The sequence below is a fragment of the Solwaraspora sp. WMMA2056 genome (assembly GCF_030345095.1).
Classification (GTDB): Bacteria; Actinomycetota; Actinomycetes; order Mycobacteriales; family Micromonosporaceae; genus Micromonospora_E.
In genome coordinates this window covers 3,293,889-3,311,913 of sequence record NZ_CP128360.1, presented here as the reverse complement: position 1 = coordinate 3,311,913, position 18,025 = coordinate 3,293,889, and the positions used below count along the sequence as shown (strand labels likewise).

Genomic DNA, 18,025 nt, shown 5'->3' with positions numbered 1-18,025 from the left:
CCCTTCACGCGTGCCGTCGCTGTTTCGCCGCAAAGCCGCCGCCGATGTCGTGGAAGCCGACCGACCGGAGGACGACCTCCCCACGCCTGAGGAGTCCGGCTCGGACCGCCCCCGGGGCTACACGCCGAGCAAGAAGGAGCTCGGGGTGGTCACCCCGAAGCGTCCGGCCGCCGGCCGACGGCCGGCCGGGGACGCGAAGCCGCTGACCAAGCAGGAGGCCCGTGAGCAACGGCGGGCCCGGCGGGCGGCGATCTCCGAGGAGTTCCGGCGGGAGGGTGGCCCCCGCGACCGCGCCCCCGAACGGGGACTCGCCCGCGACGTGGTCGATTCCCGCCGTACCGTCGGCACCTGGTTCTTCGGTGGCGCGCTGCTGGTGCTGATCGGTTCGGGACCGACCATGCCGCCGGTGGTGCAGTTGGGCTCGAACCTGCTCTGGGTGACCCTGGCGCTGGCCGTCGTCGTCGACTCGGTGCTGATCTCCCGCCGGATCCGCAAGCTGGTCCGGCAACGGTTCCCGAAGTCGACGGAGCGGATGGGTGGCCTGTACTTCTACGCCATCATGCGGGCGATGACGTTCCGCCGGATGCGCACCCCGGTGCCCCGGGTGCAGCTCGGCGACAAGATCTGACGACGACCCGGTCCGCCGGGCACGGCCCGGCTCACGGCACGCCGAGCAGCCGCAGCACCGCCGTGGTCGCGGCGGCAGCCACCACCACCAGGATGAACGGCGCGCGTCGGCATGCCAGGACCACCCCGACCAGCACACCGACGGGGCGGGCGTAACCGGCGAATCCGGCGGACTCGGTCAGCGCGGCGGTCGCGGCGAGCGCCGCCAGCAGGGTCGCCGCCGCGATCGGCAGCAGCCGGCGCAGCGGGGCGGGCAGCGTCAGCCGGTCGGCCAGCAGGACGCCGGTCACCCGGAAGGCGTACGTGTCGACGGCCAGCGCCAGCACGACGGCGAGCACCGTCATCGGACCTCCTGCGGTGGGGCCGGGCGGCGACGGCGACCGGGTAGGGCGAGCGTCACCAGACCGACGAGGGCGAGCAGGACCGGCAGGCCGGCGGGCAGCACCGGGGTGGTGAGTACGGCGACACCGGCACCGACCAGCGCACACCGCCGTACGGTCGGTTCCCGCAGCGCCGGCAGCAGCAGGGCGAGCAGGCCGGCCGGGAATGCCGCATCCAGGCCCAGGTCGGCCGGGTCGGCGACGGTGGTGCCGAGCCAGACGCCGAGTACGGTGCCGACGTTCCAACAGAGAAAGATCGCTGGCGCGGTCAGCCAGAAGCTGCGGTGTCGCCGGGCCGGGTCGGGCTCGGCGAGCGTGAACGCGACCGCCTCGTCGGTGAGCAGGTGGCTGCCGACCAGCCGCTGCCACCAGCGCTCCCCGATGACCGGGGCGAGCGCGAGACCGAACGGCAGGTGCCTGGCGTTGAGCAGCAGGCCGGCGGCGACCGCCGCCACTGGGGCGCCGGCGGCGAGCAGGCCGACCGCCATGAACTGCGCCCCGCCGGCGAAGACCAGGACCGACATCGCCACGGCCAGCCAGCCGGGCAGGCCGGCGGCGGTGGCGATCGCGCCGAACGAGGCTCCGACGGCTCCCACCGCAGCCGCCACGGCGGCGATGTCGCGGAGCCGGGTCGGGCCCGCCACCGTTCAGTGATCCGGCTTCATGTTCGGGATGATGAACAGACCGCAACCCGTTCGTCAAACCGAACGCTATCGACCGATGGAGCGTACATGTCCTCCGAGACCTCCCACTGACGGCGATCCCGCACGCCGTACGCCGGGAACGGGACCGGGCCGGTCTGTCCCTGACCGAACTGGCCCGGCGGGCCGGCATCGCCAAGTCGACGCTGTCGCAACTCGAATCGGGCAGTGGCAATCCCAGCGTGGAGACCGTCTGGTCGCTCGCGGTCGCCCTCGGGATCCCGTTCAGCCGGCTCATCGAGCCGCCCAGCCCGGCGGTGCGGGTCGTCCGGGCCGGCGACGGGCCAGGACTACGCTCCGAACACTCCGACTTCGTCAGCACCCTGCTCTCGGCGGCGGCCGGCACGGTACGACGTGACCTGCACCTGGTCCGTGTCGAGCCCGGCACCGCGAGGGTCGCCACCGCACATCTGCCCGGCAGCGTGGAGCATCTGGTCGTAGCGACCGGACGGCTGCGTACCGGCCCCGTCGACCAGCTGGTCGACCTCGACGTCGGTGACTACGTGAGCTTCACCGCCGACCAGCCACACCTCTACCAGGCGATGACGGCCGGAACCTCCGCCGTGCTGATCATGGAGTACCGGTAGACCGACGACGACCGGAAATCCCACAGCGGAGAACACTGTTTCGATTCAGTCCGGGCGGTTCGGTAGCGTCGACCGAGCCTGCGCGGCTACCCTCCATCCGCAACCATGCTGCCACCGGGCCGGGGGACTCAATCGGGTTGCCACGGTTGCCGAGCGAGTATTGCGACGAGGTGACATCGCCGTGAGCGAGCCACGTGAACCGTTCACAGGGCTCCCGCCTGCCCGGCGACCGGTACGGACCACCGCAGCTCTCGACGGGGTGCGGGCGTGACCGAAGGCTACTTCGACCGCCGCTGGCAGTCCTGGCGTTGGGACGACGACGGTAACCCGGACGACGCTGATCGCGCCGGCGCGGACCGGACCGTCGCCGCCTGGGACGACGACGACCGGTGGGAGGCGATGCGTCGGGCCCGGGACCGTCGTCCCGAGGAGCCGACCTGGGTCACCGACCCCACCAACGAATGGGCTCCGCTGCCCGGTCAGCGCTACCCCGGCGACCCGTCGTCGCGCCGCCGCCCGCGCCGTGACCAGGACCCGCCGCCGCCACCACCGACGGCCGGCGTCGGCCGGGCGACCGTGTACCAGCCGGGCCCCGGCCGTGGTCGGCCGGGTGCCGAGGAGCAGCCCGAGGAGTACCGACGCCGGGAACCAGCCACCCGCCGTCACCCCGACGACGCTTTCCGTCAGCGACCGCACTCCGACGACGTCTTCCATCGGCGACCGCACCCCGACGATGTCTTCCATCAGCGCGGACCGGCCCCGGACCGGTACCGTGGCGCACCACCGCCGGACCGTGGCGCACCACCGCCGGACCGTGGCGCACCACCGCCGGACCAGGGGCAGCGACGGGGGCCAGCGGAGCCGTACACCGCCCGCCGGATCACCGAGCCGGGCCGACGCCCCGAGCCGCAGCCAGGTCGCGAGCCGCCCGCGCGCCCGCCGCACCCCGACGGCCAGCCGCAGCAGTGGGAAAGGCCACGGGAACGTCCAGCGGAGAGCCCACGGCGCGACGACCGTACCCGCAGCCAGCCGGACCCCCGCGCCGAGCAACCCTGGTGGCCGACCCGGCCCCCTGAGGCGGCCGGCCCGCCCGCGCGCCCTGAACCGGCCCGCCCACAGTCGGCCGAGGTCTACCGGGCGATGCCGGCGACCCCGCCACCGCCCGCCCGCCAGACCGCACCGCAGCGACCGTCGGTGCCGCCGCGCGATCAGCTGCCGCCGGCGGCACGGGCGGCCGCCCCGCCGACCGGGCGGGTCGACGGTCCTGAACGCCGCCCCACACCGCCGCCACCGCCGCACCGAACGACGCCGCCCCGCCCCCTGCCCACGGCGCCGGACCAGACCGGGGAGCAGCTGCCCATCCCGGTCTCCGCACCGGCCGGTCCGCCGCCGGAGTTCCGGGTCAGCACGGCCACCGGCGAGCATCCGCAGGTCCGACCGGTACGCCGGGAGCAGGCTGCGGACGCCACCTACGTCGTACGGGCCAAGCCCGAGCCCCGCCATGCTCCCCCGCCGTACATCGTGCGTGACCAGCCGGAACGCGAGGTGCCACCGTCAGCGGTGGTACGCCGTACCGCGCCGACAGCCACGCCGACGTCGGCCCCGCCCGCTGCCGAGGCACCCGTACCCGTGTCCCCGGCACCCCCCGCGCCGGTGTCGGCGGCACCGCCCGTGGCCGAGCAACCGGCACCGCCCGTGGCCGAGCAACCGGCACCGCCCGTGCCGGTGTCGGGGGCACCGGCGGATGGCGGCGCGGACGCCGACGACCGCGAACAGGTCGGGCACGAGCCGGCGCGACACCCGGTCGACGCCGACCTCGACGCCGCCGGCACGGCCGGAGCCGACGGACACCGGCCGGTCGATGGACACCGACAGGTCGAGGTCGAACAACCGCCGGGAGAGCCGCCGGCGGCGAGCCCGGACACGGTCCTGCCGGTCACCGGTACGGCGGCCGGGGCCGCCACCGCCCTCGGTGCGCCGACCATGCTGGCACCGCTGGTGCGCCCGGACGAACCGGCCGCCGCCGATGCCACCGACCAGACCCGACCGCCCACCGACCCGCCGGCACCGGCCGAACCCGCCCCGGCCGACCCGGAGCAGGTGCTGTCGGCGTACCGGTGGCGATTCCACCACGAGACCCTGCGGGAGCTGGTGGAGAATCCCGACGATCTGCGGGCGATCCGGGACCGGCTGACGGAGAAGATCGCCCCGGCGACCGACAACGCCACCCGGGCCCGGCTGCTGAGCCTGCGGGCGGTGGTCTCCCGCATCCTCGGCGACCTCGGCAAGGCGCTGGCCGACGCGAAGCTGGCGCTGGCCCACGCGGAAGCCACCGGTGAACTGCGGCGGATCGCGATCGCCCAGGCCCGGCTGGCGCACGTACTGCAGTGGCGTGGCGACTTCGCCGAGGCGGACCGGTTGTTCGAGGAGGCCAACTCGGCCGAACTGCCCGACCGGTTGCGGGCCACCATGCACGAACACGCCGGCCGGTCCTGCTACGACCAGGGCCGCTACATGGAGGCGTGCAACCATTTCGAACGGGCGTTGGAGCTGCGCAAGGTCGAGGACCCGGACCTCATCGCCCGCACCGAACTGGCGTTGGACGCGGTCTTCGCCAAGGTCGCCGAGAATGGCTGGGGGCCGTATCCACGCCAGCGTGACGAGATCCTCCAGCTGCACCGGGCGCCCCGGCCGACCTTCAGCGACCAGGCCCAGTGCTGGGGGTACGCCGACGCCGACGGTCAGCTGGTGATCGCCCCCGCCTTCGCCGACGTGCAGCCGTTCCACGAGGGTGTCGCCTGGGTACGCCGCCCCGAGTCCCGGTTCTGGGAGTTGATCGACGAGTCCGGAGCGGTCCGGATCGCCCAGGCCGCCGGGTACATCAGTGTCGGCTCGTACTCCGACGGGCTCGCCTGGGTGACCGCCGACGGCACCGGCAGCTGGATCGCGATCGACCGGGACAACACCGTGGTGATCGGGGCCGGGTTCGACGACGTGCGGCCGTTCCGTCGAGGTGTGGCGGTGGTCCGCCGGGGCGGCTGGGGCGCGGTCGACAAGACCGGCCGGCTGCTGCTGCCCACCCGGTACGGCGGATTCCCGACCGCCTTGACCGACGGCCGGTACATCGACGGATTCACCGACGAGGGCCTGGCGATCATCGACGCCGGCGGGCGCAAGGGGGTGGTCGACCGGTCCGGACGGGTGATCGTGCCGCCGGTACATCCGGCGATGGCGATCCATCCGGTGGCGTTCCTCGTCGCGGTACCCAGCGGCCGGTGGGGGGCGTTGGACCGACGCGGTGAGCCGCTCATCGACCCGGTGCATCCGAGCCGGACGGCCGTGATGGACGAGATCGACCGGCTGTTGGCGGACACCAAACCGGTGCTGTGACGTGCGTCGCCCGGTAACCGGACAACCGGTCCGCCGCCGGCACCGCGAGATCGATTTACCGCTGTACGCGAGGCAGAGCGTGCAGCCGGAACGCGAACCGACGACTAGGGTTGGGCCATGGAATTCCGACACCTAGGCCGCTCCGGCATGCTCGTCAGCGAGATCTCCTACGGAAACTGGATCACCCACGGATCGCAGGTGGAGGAAGAGGCCGCCCACGCCTGCGTACGGGCCGCGCTGGACGTGGGCATCACCACCTTCGACACCGCGGACACGTACGCCGGCACCAAGGCCGAGGAGGTGCTCGGCCGGGCCCTGCGCGGTGAGCGGCGCGAAGGCCTGGAGATCCTCACCAAGGTCTTCTGGCCGACCGGCCCCGGCCCCAACGACCGGGGGCTGTCCCGCAAGCACATCATGGAGTCGATCAACGGCTCGCTGCGCCGGCTGCAGACCGACTACGTGGACCTTTACCAGGCGCACCGCTTCGACCACGCCACCCCGTTGGAGGAGACGATGGAGGCGTTCGCCGACGTCGTGCACTCCGGCAAGGCGCACTACATCGGGGTGTCGGAGTGGAACGCCTCGCAGATCCGGCAGGGCCACGCGCTGGCCCGCGAGCTGAAGATCCCGCTGGTGTCGAACCAGCCGCAGTACTCGATGCTGTGGCGGGTGATCGAGGCGGAGGTGGTGCCGGCCAGCGAGGAGCTCGGCCTCGGGCAGATCGTCTTCTCGCCGCTCGGTCAGGGGGTGCTGACCGGCAAGTACCAGCCGGGGCAGCCGCCACCGGCCGGTTCCCGGGCCACCGACCAGTCCGGCGGTGCCACGTTCATCTCCCGGTTCATGACCGACCAGACGCTGAGCACCGTGGCGCGGCTCAAGCCGCTGGCCGAGCAGGCCGGCCTGACGATGGCGCAGCTGGCCGTCGCCTGGGTGCTGCAGAACCCGAACGTCTCGTCGGCGATCATCGGTGCGACCCGCCCCGAGCAGGTGCGGGACAACGTCAAGGCCAGCGGCGTCCAGCTGGACAGCGGCCTGCTCAAGGCCATCGACGAGGTGCTGGACCCGATCGTCGAGCGGGACCCGGGCAAGACGGTGAGCCCGGCCAGTCGGCCGTGACGGTCCGGCAGTGACGTGGAGCGGGGCCGGGCGGGCCAGCAGGCCGGCCCGGCCCCGCTCCACGTCGACCACCGGGGCAGGAAGTCCCGGGGTCAGGTCACTGGGCGGCCGGCAGCAGGCTCATCCGGTACTCCGACCGGTCGTCCTCCAGCAGCTCGACGGAGGCGACTCCCGCCGCCGCCAGTTCCCGCCAGGTCTGGCCGATCCAGGACTCGGCGTCGGCCTGGGTGCCGAACGTCTCGGCAGGTCCCTGCGCGGGCTGGCCGTCCGCGTCCTCGTACCGCCAACTCCATGGCATCTCGCTGCTCCCCTCGGCGATGGACGCCCGTAAGCCTAGCCGCGACCGCTGACATGCGGCCGTACCGGTGATGTGGCCCCACGCCGTGACCGCCCGGCCGCCACCCGCCCGGCTGGTCGCGGTGAGGGGCGCGCGCCGTAAGGTACGGGCATGTCCGTTGACGGGTGGAAGTCCGTGCTGGTGCTCGGTGGAATCCGGTCCGGCAAGTCCGGGTACGCCGAGTCCCTGGTCGCCGACACACCGGCGGTGCGGTACGTGGCCACCGGTGCGGTGGACCCGGCCGACCCCGAGTGGCTCGCCCGGGTCGAGGCGCACCGGGACCGCCGGCCGTCGCGGTGGAGCACCGACGAGGTCGCCGGGCACCCGGCCCGCCTGATCGAGGTGATCGGTGCGGCACGGGCGGACGAGACACTGCTCGTCGACGACCTTGGCGGCTGGGTCACCGGGTTGCTCGACCCGGCACATCAGCCGGCCGACGATCGGGCCACCATCGACGAGCTGGCCGCTGCGGTCCGGACAAGCGCCGCGCGACTGGTGCTGGTCAGCCCCGAGGTCGGGTTGGCGTTGGTGCCGGCGACGCCGGTGGGACGGGCTTTCGCCGATGCGCTCGGGGTGACCAACCAGGCGGTGGCCGGGGTCTGCGACACGGTGGTCCTGGTCGTCGCCGGCCAGCCGGTGCGGATCCGGTCGGCCGCGCGGGTCGTCCCTGCCGGGACCGTCCCCGCCGCGACGGTCGAGAGGCCCGCTGACACACCCGCCGAGCCCGCCACCGTCGTCGCCGGGCCAGCCGAGCCCGCCACGGCCGCTCCCGGGCCAGCCGAGCCCGCCACGGCCGCTGCCGAGCCCGCCGCCACCCGTGCCACCCTCGCGCCGCCACCGATCACGCCGGGCATGACGCTGCCGATGCCGGCCGAACGGGTCCGCACCGCCGCTGTCGAACGCCTGGACACCCTGGACCAGCCCGGTGCCGGGTTCGGCGGGCTGGCACGGGTGATCGGCTTCGCCGCCGCCACCCAGGACACCCCGACGCCCCGACCGTGGCAATCCGTACGCGTGGTGCTGGTGCACGGCGACCACGACGGCGGGGTCGCCGCCGGTGACAGCCCGCAGGAGTCGGCCCGCCGCGCCGACCAGGCCCGCAGCGGCGACGGCGCACTCGCCCGGCTGGCCGCCGCCGCCGGCGCCGACGTCACGGTGGTGGACGCGCCGGTCGCCGGTCCGATCGAGGCCGGCCCGGCGCTGACCGCCGACGAGGTCGAGGCGGCGCTGACCGCCGGCTGGACCGTGGCCCGGCAGGCCGCCGACGCCGGAGTGTCGGCGATCCTGCTCGCCGCCTGCGGTGCCGGCGCGGCCGGTGCCGCCGCCGCCGTGCTCGCCGCCACGACGGGGGCGGAACCGGCGGCGGTCCTGGGCCGGGTCGTCGGACCCGGCGCCCGGATCGACGACGCCGCGTGGATGTCACGGTGCGCGGCGGTCCGCGACGCGCTGCACCGTACCCGCCGGGGCACCCGGGGCGCCCACGACGTGCTGGCCGAGTACGGCGGCGGCGACATCGCCCTGGCCACCGGGCTGCTGCTCGGCGCGACCGCGCACCGGATCCCGGTCCTGTTGGACGGGCCGGTCGGGGTGGCCGCCGCGCTGGTCAGCCGGGACCTGGCCGGTCAGGCGCGGCACTGGTGTCTGCTGCCCGACCACGGCCGGCATCCGACCATCCGGCACGCCGCCGACGTTCTCGGGCTGACCCCGGTCGTCGACCTGCGTCTCGATCTCGGCGAAGGCACCGGAGCGTTGGCCGCGCTGCCGCTACTGCGCAACGCGCTCACCCTCGCCGGTGACCTCAGCGGGCATCCAGGGGTCGGTGACGACGACGCCGACCTCGACGAGGATGGCGACAGCGGCGACGACACGTTCGAGGTCACCCCGTTCGTGGAGCCGGAACCGGCCGGTCCGGGGCCGACGGACGGCGTACCGACCCGGTGACCGACGGCCGGTCGGCCGGGGTGCCGCACCGGGTGGCCGCCGGGGTCCGGCTGGCTGTGACCACCTTCACCGTGTTGCCGATGCGGCCCGGACCGGTGGACCGGCCGACGGCCACGGTCGCGATGGCCGTCGCGCCGGTGCTCGGCCTCGGGCTGGGCGCAGGTCTCGGGCTGGCCCTGGTCGCGCTGTCGGCCGCCGGGCTTCCGGCACTGGTCGCGGCCACGGTGGTGACCGGGCTCGCCGCCGCGTCGACCCGGGGCCTGCACCTGGACGGACTCGCCGACACGGTCGACGCGCTCGGCTCGCACCGCCCACCCGCCGGCGCGTTGGAGATCATGCGCCGGCCGGACATCGGCCCCTTCGGGGTGGTCGCGCTGGTCGTGACGCTGCTGACGCAGACCGGTGTGCTCGCGGCCGTCGCGGTGGACCGCGGCTGGCCGGCGGTGCTGGCCACCGTCGCCACCGCCGTCGCGGCTGGCCGGCTCGCGGTGACCTGGGCCTGCCGGCACGGGGTGCCGGCGGCGCGGCCGGACGGGCTCGGCGCGCTGGTCGCCGGCACCCAGGGACGGTCGACCGTCGGGGCCGGGACGCTGCTGGTGCTGGCCGTCGCCACGTTCGCCGTACCCGGCCGGCCCTGGCAGGGGCCGCTGGCGGTACTCGCGGCACTGCTGGTGTGGCTGGTGCTGACGCGGCACCTGGTACGCCGGTTCGGCGGAATCACCGGTGACGGGCTCGGTGCCGGAGTGGAGATCACCACCACGGTCGGCTACCTGGGCATGGTGACCGGTGGGTAGTCCGGCCGTGGCCGGCGGCCCGGCGGAGTAGCGTTCACCTGTCCAGTTCCGCACCACACCAGCGACGTACGACCCCGGGGAGCGTTGATGGCCAGCTCGGACGACCTGTTGCTGCCGGTCCCGGTGCCGGAGTCACTCACCGCCACCTACCTGGTCCCGGTGCCCCCGGGCGCGACGGCACCACCGGCCCCGGCGGCCCTCGACCGGCTCGGGGACCGGCTGACCCCACCGGTGGGCGAGCTCGCCCGGCAACTGCTCGGCGGACCGCTGCTGAGCGTGCAGTCCCGGGCCGTCGACGAGCTGCCCGACCTGCCGTCGGAGCTGCTGGCCGCGTTCGGTGCCACCGGCGGGCAGCTGGCCCGGCTGCGCGACGCACAGCGGTGTCTCGTGGTGCAGGCCAGTTTCCGGCCCGGCTGGCCGCCGGCGCACGAGTGGGGCGCGCGGGCGGTCGCCGCAGCGCTGGCCGACGCGCTCCAGGTCGACCTGATCGACCTGTTCGGCCTGCAGTTTCTGACCCCGGCGGACGCGGTGCGGTCACTGCCTGACGCCGACGGCCGGATCCGGTTGGTCGACTGGGTCCTGGTCCCCTACTCCCCGGACGAGGGCGGACTCTGGTTCACCACCAAGGGGTTGCGCCGGTTCGGTCTGTTGGAGTTGCAGGCGCAGCAGGTGCCGTCCCGGTACGTCCGCGCCTGGGGCGCGATCATGACCGGGGTCGGCCGGCGGCTACTGCGGATCTGGACCGAGGCACTCAGCGAGCCGGAGCCGCCGGCGTTCGTCCAGTTGCCGGTGCACCTGCCGGTGACCGGACACGACATCGCGGTCGCGTACGGCAACCAGGACCGGCACGATTCGGCGGGCTCGGCGCTGCTGCGGATCGCCCTGGATCCGTCGACCGATCCCGACGCCGACTCGTTTCTCACGCTCGGGCCGCCGCAGCACGCCGACGAGCAGGACCCGGCAGCCTACTTCGCCCGGATCTGCGGCGAGCTGTTCGGTGCCGGCCAGCCCGAGATCCACTACGCACGTCCCAGCGACGCGATGGCCAGGGCGGTCGCGTCGGCCCGCCGTTCGCTCGGCGAGATCCGCGCCCGGTTCCTGGCCGACGCCCTGCCCGCCGGGGGCCGGCTGCTGATCAAGTACGGGCTGGCCGCCGCCGACGGTCACGAGTACGTCTGGGCGGGCGTCACCGGCTGGCCCAGCCCTGGTCGGATCGTCGCCGCCAGCACCGTCGACGCCGTCAGCGACCCGTCGGTACGGGTGGGCAGCCCGGTCGAGGTCGACGCCGCCGACGTGGTCGACTGGGCGCTGCTCGACGGCGCCCGGATGGTCGAGGGTGGTTGGACCGAGGCGGTGCTGGACTCCGGCGACGGCACCGGCGGCGTCGGCCGACGCTGACCGGCCCGACGCTGACCGGCCCAACCCTGACGGGCGACGGGTCAGCGTACCGACGAGGTGACGAACGGCGGCGTGACCACCTCCATCGGTGCCCGCCGCCCACGAACGTCGACCTGGACCTCGACCCCGGCGGCGCTCACCGCCGCCGTGTCCAGCAGCGCCAACCCGATACCGACCTTGCCGGTCGGGGAGAACGTGCCGCTGGTCACCTCACCGATCGGTACGTCGTCGCGCAGCACCGGCATTCCCGGCCGGGGGATCGCCCGCTGCGTCGCGCGCAGGCCCCACAGCAGCCGGGCCGGCCCGGCCTGCTTCTCCGCCAGCAGCGCCGCCCGGCCCCAGAACTGTGGCTTGCGCCAACCGACCGCCCAGCCCAGCCGCGCCTGGACCGGGGTGATCCCCACGGTCAGGTCCTGGCCGTGCAGGGCGTACCCCATCTCGGTGCGCAGCGTGTCGCGGGCGGCCAGGCCGCAGGCACGCACCGGCACCGGGGCGTCGGCCGCCAGTACCGCGTCCCACACCTGCCCGGCCTGCGCCACCGGCACCACCAGTTCGTAGCCGTGCTCACCGGTGTACCCGGTCCGGCAGACCACCACCTCGGCGCCGGCGAGCCGGCCGGTGACGAAACTCATGTACGCGTGCCCGGTCGGCAACCCCAGCCCGGCCAGCAGGTCGGCACTGGCTGGACCCTGCACCGCGAGAACGGCGTGGTCGGTGTGTTCGTCGGTGACGGCGATCCCGCCGGGGGCGGCGGCCCGCAGCCGGTCGACCACGGTGGCGGTGTTCGCCGCGTTGGGGATCAGGAAAACGTGGTCGTCGGCGTACCGGTAGGCGATGATGTCGTCGACGACACCGCCGGTGTCCTCGTCGCAGCAGAGGGTGTACTGGGCCGCCCCGGCCGTGATCCGGTCGAGGTCGTTGCTCAGGCACGCGTTGACGAAGGTGACCGCGTCCGGGCCGGTGATCCGGGCCTTGCCGAGGTGCGACACGTCGAACAGACCGACCGCGCCGCGGACCGACTCGTGCTCCCGCAGCACGCCACCACCGGCGTACTCCAGTGGCATCTGCCAGCCGCCGAACTCCGCGAACTTCGCGCCGAGGGCGACGTGCCGGTCATGCAGGGGTGACCGGCGCGGGGTGCCGCCGCCAGTCAAGGTCAGCTCGGTCATAGGTCGCAACTTACCGGCGGCCCCGGCGGTGGTTAGCATCGGCGGGACATCACCCCGTCCGGCGATCATGTGGCGCCGGAGACCGACCCGCCGGCCGCTCACAAAGCGGCCGGCCCTGCCGCCGGAGACGCCGAGTGACATCATCCACCACCACCCTGGACCTGGTCGACACCGATCCCGCCGAGCTGGCCGTCGACGCGCTCGTCATCGGCGTACACAGTCAGGACCGGTCCGACGCCGACCAGGGCGATCCTGCGGCGGGCCCCGCCCTGCTGCTGGCGACCGGGGCGGAGAGCATCGCCGTCGCCTTCGAGGGCCGGCTGACGCAGACCCTCGCGCTGCTCGGGGCGACCGGCGCGGCCGGTGAAGTGATCAAACTCGCCACGCTCGGCACCGTCGGTCCGCCGCTACTGGTCGCGGTCGGGCTCGGTCCGGAGCCGGCCGGGGCGGCGCCGGCCGCCGAGACGCTGCGGCGGGCGGCCGCGGCAGCGGTCCGGGCGCTCGCCGGCACCTCGCGGGTGGCCCTGGCCCTGCCGGTGCCCGACGACGCCGACGGGCCGGTGGCGTTGCGTGCGGTCGCCGAGGGTGCCCTGCTGGGCAGCTACCGGTTCGCCGGCTACAAGACGGGGCCGCAGCCGGGCAGGCGGGCCCCGGTGGCGTCGGTGGTGGTGCACGTGACGGACGCCGGCGACGCGGCGGCACAGGCCGAGGTGGCCCGGGCTAGGGCCGTGACGGCTGCCGTGGTCGCGTGCCGGGACTGGGTCAACGCCGCACCCAACGAGCTACGGCCTCCGCAGTTCGCCGATTCGGTCCGGGCGGCGGCCGACGCCGCCGGGCTCGCCGTGGAGGTCCTCGACGAGCAGGCACTGGCCGACGGCGGGTACGGCGGCATCCTGGCCGTCGGTGGTGGTTCCGCCGCCGCGCCCCGGCTGGTGGTGCTCTCCTACACGCCGCCGGGCGGTGCCGGGCCGGACGCGCCCCGGGTGGCGCTGGTCGGCAAGGGCATCACCTTCGACACCGGTGGAGTGTCGATCAAACCCGCCCAGGGCATGTGGGAGATGAAGTCGGACATGGCCGGCGCGGCGGCGGTCGGTGCGGCGATGCTGGCGATCGCGGCGCTGCGGCCCTCGGTCGCGGTCACCGCCTATCTGCCGATGGCGGAGAACATGCCTTCGGGTACGGCGTACCGGCCCGGCGACGTGGTCACCATGTTCGACGGCAAGCGGGTGGAGGTGCTCAACACCGATGCCGAGGGCCGCATGGTGCTCGCCGACGCGATGGCCCGGGCCTGCGCCGACGGTTGCGACTACCTGCTGGAGACGTCGACGCTGACCGGCGGTCAGGTGGTGGCGCTCGGCAAGCGGATCGCCGGGGTGATGGGCAGCACCGAGCTGTGCGAGCGGGTGCGGGCCGGCGGTGAGGTCACCGGTGAGCCGATGTGGCCGATGCCGCTGCCCGACGACGTCCGCAAGGGCATGGAGTCGGACGTCGCCGACATCTGCCAGGTGAACTCGTCGATGGACCGGGCCGGCCACATGCTGCAGGGCGGGGTGTTCCTGCGGGAGTTCGTCACCGACGGGGTGGCCTGGGCGCACCTGGACGTGGCCGGGCCGGCGTACCACTCCGGGGAGCCGACCGGTTACTGGAGCAAGGGTGGCACCGGTGTACCGGTGCGGACGCTGGTGCAGGTGGTGGAGGACATCGCGGCGAACGGCTGAGGGCGGGCGGGGCGCGGACCGGCGGGTCGGTCCGCGCCTTGCCGCGCTCAACCCCGCCTGCCGCGCTCAACCCCGGTCGGCGCGCCCGGCGCGTTTACGCCGCTCGTTGAAGTCGCGCATCCGCTGCGGGTAGCCGACCAGCGCCACGTCGTAGATCGGGATCGCCATCTTGTGGGCGAACCGGCGGGCGGCCTCGGGGCCGTCGACCCGGCGGCGGGTCCACTCGCCGTCGTGGGCGATGAGCATCACGGTCGTCTCGGTCACCGTGGTACGCGGCTCGATGAACGCCTCCACACCCCGGCGGCTGCGGATGAACTCCTCGAGATGGCCGAGGTCGGCACGGTTCGCCGGCCGTCCTCCCGGCGCCTGACTCGACTGCTTGCGCCGACGGAACCACGCCACCGGTGATCGCCTCCCCAACTGTCGTGCGGCCCCGGGGTCAGGTGCCGCGACACCGTCGGCGACCGATCGTGCACATCGACCGACACGGCAAGCCTACGTTGCGGCCACGTGTCCTTGGGCACCTCGTTGAGCGTTCAGACACTACAAGTGACAAGATGGCCGGGGAAAGTCTGCCCGTTCCATGGGACGACGAATGGGACGGCCCTCCTGTGCAGCGACGCGACCTGGGAGTGAACTGTGAGTGAGCCGAACGGCGGGACCTTCGACCTGGTCATCCTCGGCGGCGGTAGTGGCGGCTACGCGGCGGCCCTGCGGGCCGTACAGCTCGACCTGTCCGTAGCGCTGATCGAGAAGGACAAGGTCGGCGGCACCTGCCTGCACCGTGGCTGCATTCCCACGAAGGCGCTGCTGCACGCCGCCGAGGTGGCCGACACCGCGCGGGAGTCGGAGCAGTTCGGGGTCAAGGCCGACCTGGTCGGCATCGACATGGCCGGCGTGAACAGCTACAAGGACGGCGTGGTCGGGCGGCTGTACAAGGGCCTCCAGGGCATGATCAAGTCTTCGAAGATCACCTACGTGGCGGGCACCGGCCGGTTGGTCGGGCCGGACACCGTCGAGGTCGACGGGGCCCGGTACACCGGTCGCAACGTGATCCTGGCCACCGGCTCCTACTCCCGTACCCTGCCCGGCGTCGAGGTCGACGGCGAGCGGATCCTCACCAGTGAGCACGCCCTGGAGCTGGACCGGGTGCCGACATCGGCGATCGTGCTCGGCGGCGGGGTGATCGGGGTCGAGTTCGCCAGCGTCTGGCGCTCCTTCGGCGTGGACGTGACCATCGTCGAGGCGCTCCCCCGGCTGGTCGCGGCCGAGGACGAGGAGTCGTCGAAGGCGCTGGAGCGGGCGTTCCGCAAGCGTGGCATCGCCTTCAAGACCGGCAAGCCGTTCGAGAAGGTCGAACGCACCGAGTCCGGGGTCCGGGTGACCATCGCCGGTGGCGAGACCCTGGAGGCGGAGCTGCTGCTGGTCGCGGTCGGTCGCGGCCCGGTGACGGCCGACCTCGGGTACGAGCAGCAGGGTCTGAAGATGGACCGTGGCTTCGTGCCGACCGACGAGCGGCTGCGGACCAACCTGCCGAACGTCTACGCCGTCGGTGACATCGTGCCAGGGCTGCAGCTCGCCCACCGCGGGTTCCAGCAGGGCATCTTCGTCGCCGAGGAGATCGCCGGACGCAACCCGGCGGTCATCGACGAGAATGGCATTCCCCGGGTCACCTACTCGGACCCGGAGCTCGCGTCGGTCGGCCTGACCGAGGCGAAGGCCAAGGAGCAGTACGGGGCTGACAAGATCAAGACGTACAACTACAACCTCGGCGGCAACGGCAAGAGCCAGATCCTCAAGACCACCGGTTTCGTCAAGCTGGTCCGGGTCGTCGACGGCCCTGTCGTCGGCCTGCACCTGGTGGGCGCCCGGGTCGGCGAGCTGATCGGCGAGGCGCAGCTGATCTACAACTGGGAGGCCGACCCGGCCGACGTCGCACCACTGGTGCACGCCCACCCGACCCAGGGCGAGGCTCTCGGCGAGGCCCACCTGGCCCTGGCCGGCAAGCCGCTGCACGCCCACGCCTGACTAGAGGAGTCTTGTAGATATGCCGGTATCGGTCACCATGCCCCGGCTCGGCGAGAGCGTCACCGAGGGCACCGTCACCCGCTGGTTGAAGCAGGAAGGCGACCGGGTCGAGGTCGACGAGCCGCTGCTGGAGGTCTCCACCGACAAGGTCGACACCGAGATCCCCTCCCCCGCCGCCGGTGTGCTCAGCCGGATCGTGGTGAGTGAGGACGAGACCGCCGAGGTCGGCAGCGAACTGGCGGTCATCGCCGGGGAGGGTGAGAGCGACGGGCAGAGCGCGCCCGCGCCGGCCGCACAGGCCGCGGCTGAGCCCGAGCCCGAGCCCGAGCCGGCACCGCCGGCCGCGCCGTCGCAGCCGGAGCCGCAGGCCGCGTCGGCGCCCGCCGCACCGGCCAGCGGTGGCGACGCCACCCCGGTCAAGATGCCGGCACTGGGTGAGAGCGTCACCGAAGGTACGGTGACCCGCTGGCTCAAGCAGGTCGGCGACCCGGTGGAGGTCGACGAGCCGCTGCTGGAGGTCTCCACCGACAAGGTCGACACCGAGATCCCCTCCCCGGTCGCCGGCACCCTGCTGGAGATCAAGGTGGCCGAGGACGACACCGCCGACGTCGGTGCCGAGCTCGCCCGGATCGGCAGCCCGTCCGGTGCCGCCGCGCCGGCCGAGCAGCCGCCCGCCGCACCGCAGCCGCAGTCCGCGCCCGAGCCGGCACCGGCAGCCGCGCCAGCGGCCCAGGCCGCGCCCGAGCCGGCGGCCCAGGCAGGTGCCTCCTACGCCAGCCCGGCACCGGCGAACGAGACCGCCGCCCCGCCGGCACCGCAGACCCCGCCGGCACCCGCCGCCGAGTCGGCGAACGCCAGCGCCAACGGTGACGGCGGCGGTTACGTCACCCCGCTGGTGCGCAAGCTCGCCGCCGAGCAGGGCGTGAACCTGGCCGACGTACGGGGCACCGGCGTCGGTGGGCGGATCCGCAAACAGGACGTGCTGGCCGCCGCCGAGGCGGCCCGGGCGGCCGCAGCACAGCCGACGGCGCCGGCCGCAGCGCCGGCGGCCAAGCCGGAACCGAGCCCGCTGCGTGGCCGTACCGAGAAGATGACCCGCACGCGGACCGTCATCGCCAAGCGGATGTACGAGTCGCTGCAGACCTCGGCCCAGTTGACCACGGTCGTCGAGGTCGACGTCACCAAGATCGCCCGGCTGCGGGCCAAGGTGAAGGCCGACTTCCAGGCCAAGCACGGCGTGAAGCTGTCCTTCCTGCCGTTCTTCGCGCTCGCCGCGGTGGAGGCCCTGCGCACCTACCCGGTGGTCAACGCCTCGATCGACATGCAGGCCGGCACCATCACCTACCCGGAGGGTGAGCACCTGGGTATCGCCGTGGACACCGACCGTGGCCTGCTGGTCCCGGTGATCCGCGACGCCGGGGACCTCAACCTCGGTGGCCTGGCCCGGCGGATCGCCGACGTGGCCGAGCGGACCCGGACCAACAAGATCGGCCCGGACGAGCTGTCCGGGGCGACGTTCACCCTGACCAACACCGGCAGCCGGGGCGCGCTGTTCGACACCCCGATCGTCCCGTCGCCGCAGGCGGCGATCCTGGGCACCGGGGCGGTCGTCAAGCGGGCCGCCGTCGTCACCGACCCGGAGCTCGGTGAGGTGATCGCACCACGGTCGATGGTCTTCCTGGCGCTGTCCTACGACCACCGGCTGGTCGACGGCGCGGACGCCGCCCGTTTCCTCACGGCGGTCAAGGACCGGCTGGAGTCCGGCGCGTTCGAAGGTGAGCTGGGTCTGTCCTGAGCACCGTCTGATCCACCGTCATGCGCGAGGGCGCCGGCCAGTGT

15 protein-coding genes are annotated in these 18,025 nt (G+C 73.7%); 10 read left to right on the top strand and 5 right to left on the bottom strand.

The genetic code is table 11. The features are described 5' to 3' along the window. Positions 1–49: 49 nt before the first annotated feature. The gene (locus O7608_RS15140; protein ID WP_421361525.1) at positions 50–628 is read left to right on the top strand and encodes a DUF3043 domain-containing protein; all 579 of its coding nucleotides are present in this window, start codon (positions 50–52) and stop codon (positions 626–628) included. Positions 629–659: 31 nt separating this feature from the next. Here O7608_RS15140 and O7608_RS15135 read toward each other — a convergent pair whose 3' ends face one another. Next, complete coding sequence (locus tag O7608_RS15135; RefSeq protein ID WP_289210578.1) at positions 660–971, bottom strand: AzlD domain-containing protein; 312 nt, start codon at positions 969–971, stop codon at positions 660–662. Then, complete coding sequence (locus O7608_RS15130; protein WP_289210577.1) at positions 968–1,651, bottom strand: AzlC family ABC transporter permease; 684 nt, start codon at positions 1,649–1,651, stop codon at positions 968–970. Before O7608_RS15130 ends, O7608_RS15135 begins: the two co-directional genes overlap by 4 nt. Before the next feature lie 68 nt (positions 1,652–1,719). Between O7608_RS15130 and O7608_RS15125 the strand changes: the two genes are divergently transcribed. From O7608_RS15125 to O7608_RS15115, 3 genes are all read left to right on the top strand, one after another. Continuing rightward, complete coding sequence (locus O7608_RS15125; RefSeq protein ID WP_353850566.1) at positions 1,720–2,295, top strand: helix-turn-helix domain-containing protein; 576 nt, start codon at positions 1,720–1,722, stop codon at positions 2,293–2,295. Between the two features lie 267 nt (positions 2,296–2,562). After that, entirely contained in the window at positions 2,563–5,685 is a 3,123-nt protein-coding gene (locus tag O7608_RS15120) for a WG repeat-containing protein (protein ID WP_289210576.1), read from the top strand. A 117-nt stretch (positions 5,686–5,802) separates the two neighbouring features. Next, positions 5,803–6,801: an aldo/keto reductase family protein gene (locus O7608_RS15115; protein ID WP_282228385.1), complete on the top strand. Its 999-nt coding sequence runs from the start codon at positions 5,803–5,805 to the stop codon at positions 6,799–6,801. Between the two features lie 97 nt (positions 6,802–6,898). Here O7608_RS15115 and O7608_RS15110 read toward each other — a convergent pair whose 3' ends face one another. Next, positions 6,899–7,099, bottom strand: coding sequence for a hypothetical protein (locus O7608_RS15110; protein ID WP_289210575.1), 201 nt, complete (start codon positions 7,097–7,099; stop codon positions 6,899–6,901). Positions 7,100–7,249: 150 nt separating this feature from the next. On the opposite strand from O7608_RS15110, the gene O7608_RS15105 reads away from it, so the two are divergent. The 3 genes from O7608_RS15105 to O7608_RS15095 all read left to right on the top strand — a co-directional run bounded on the left by O7608_RS15105 (position 7,250) and on the right by O7608_RS15095 (position 11,271). Next, complete coding sequence (locus tag O7608_RS15105; RefSeq protein ID WP_289210574.1) at positions 7,250–9,079, top strand: bifunctional adenosylcobinamide kinase/adenosylcobinamide-phosphate guanylyltransferase; 1,830 nt, start codon at positions 7,250–7,252, stop codon at positions 9,077–9,079. Further along, positions 9,076–9,873 carry an adenosylcobinamide-GDP ribazoletransferase gene (locus O7608_RS15100; protein WP_289210573.1) on the top strand — a complete coding sequence of 266 codons (798 nt, stop codon included), beginning with the start codon at positions 9,076–9,078 and terminating at the stop codon, positions 9,871–9,873. Before O7608_RS15105 ends, O7608_RS15100 begins: the two co-directional genes overlap by 4 nt. Before the next feature lie 87 nt (positions 9,874–9,960). After that, on the top strand, positions 9,961–11,271 hold the full coding sequence (locus O7608_RS15095; RefSeq protein WP_289210572.1) for a DUF2314 domain-containing protein: 1,311 nt from the start codon (positions 9,961–9,963) through the stop codon (positions 11,269–11,271). A gap of 41 nt (positions 11,272–11,312) precedes the next feature. On the opposite strand, the gene gcvT is transcribed toward O7608_RS15095, so the two are convergent. After that, positions 11,313–12,440, bottom strand: coding sequence for a glycine cleavage system aminomethyltransferase GcvT (gene gcvT, locus O7608_RS15090; protein ID WP_289210571.1), 1,128 nt, complete (start codon positions 12,438–12,440; stop codon positions 11,313–11,315). A 134-nt stretch (positions 12,441–12,574) separates the two neighbouring features. Here gcvT and O7608_RS15085 point away from each other — a divergent pair, with 134 nt between their 5' ends. Then, a complete protein-coding gene (locus tag O7608_RS15085; RefSeq protein ID WP_289210570.1) occupies positions 12,575–14,158 on the top strand; it encodes a leucyl aminopeptidase in 1,584 nt (527 codons plus the stop codon). A gap of 66 nt (positions 14,159–14,224) precedes the next feature. On the opposite strand, the gene O7608_RS15080 is transcribed toward O7608_RS15085, so the two are convergent. Then, entirely contained in the window at positions 14,225–14,560 is a 336-nt protein-coding gene (locus O7608_RS15080) for a hypothetical protein (protein ID WP_289210569.1), read from the bottom strand. 237 nt (positions 14,561–14,797) lie between these two features. Between O7608_RS15080 and lpdA the strand changes: the two genes are divergently transcribed. Together lpdA and sucB are read left to right on the top strand one after the other, a co-directional pair. Then, positions 14,798–16,186, top strand: coding sequence for a dihydrolipoyl dehydrogenase (gene lpdA, locus O7608_RS15075; RefSeq protein WP_289210568.1), 1,389 nt, complete (start codon positions 14,798–14,800; stop codon positions 16,184–16,186). Positions 16,187–16,205: 19 nt separating this feature from the next. Then, positions 16,206–17,981, top strand: a complete 1,776-nt coding sequence (gene sucB, locus O7608_RS15070) for a 2-oxoglutarate dehydrogenase, E2 component, dihydrolipoamide succinyltransferase (protein WP_289210567.1) — start codon at positions 16,206–16,208, stop codon at positions 17,979–17,981. Positions 17,982–18,025: the final 44 nt, after the last annotated feature.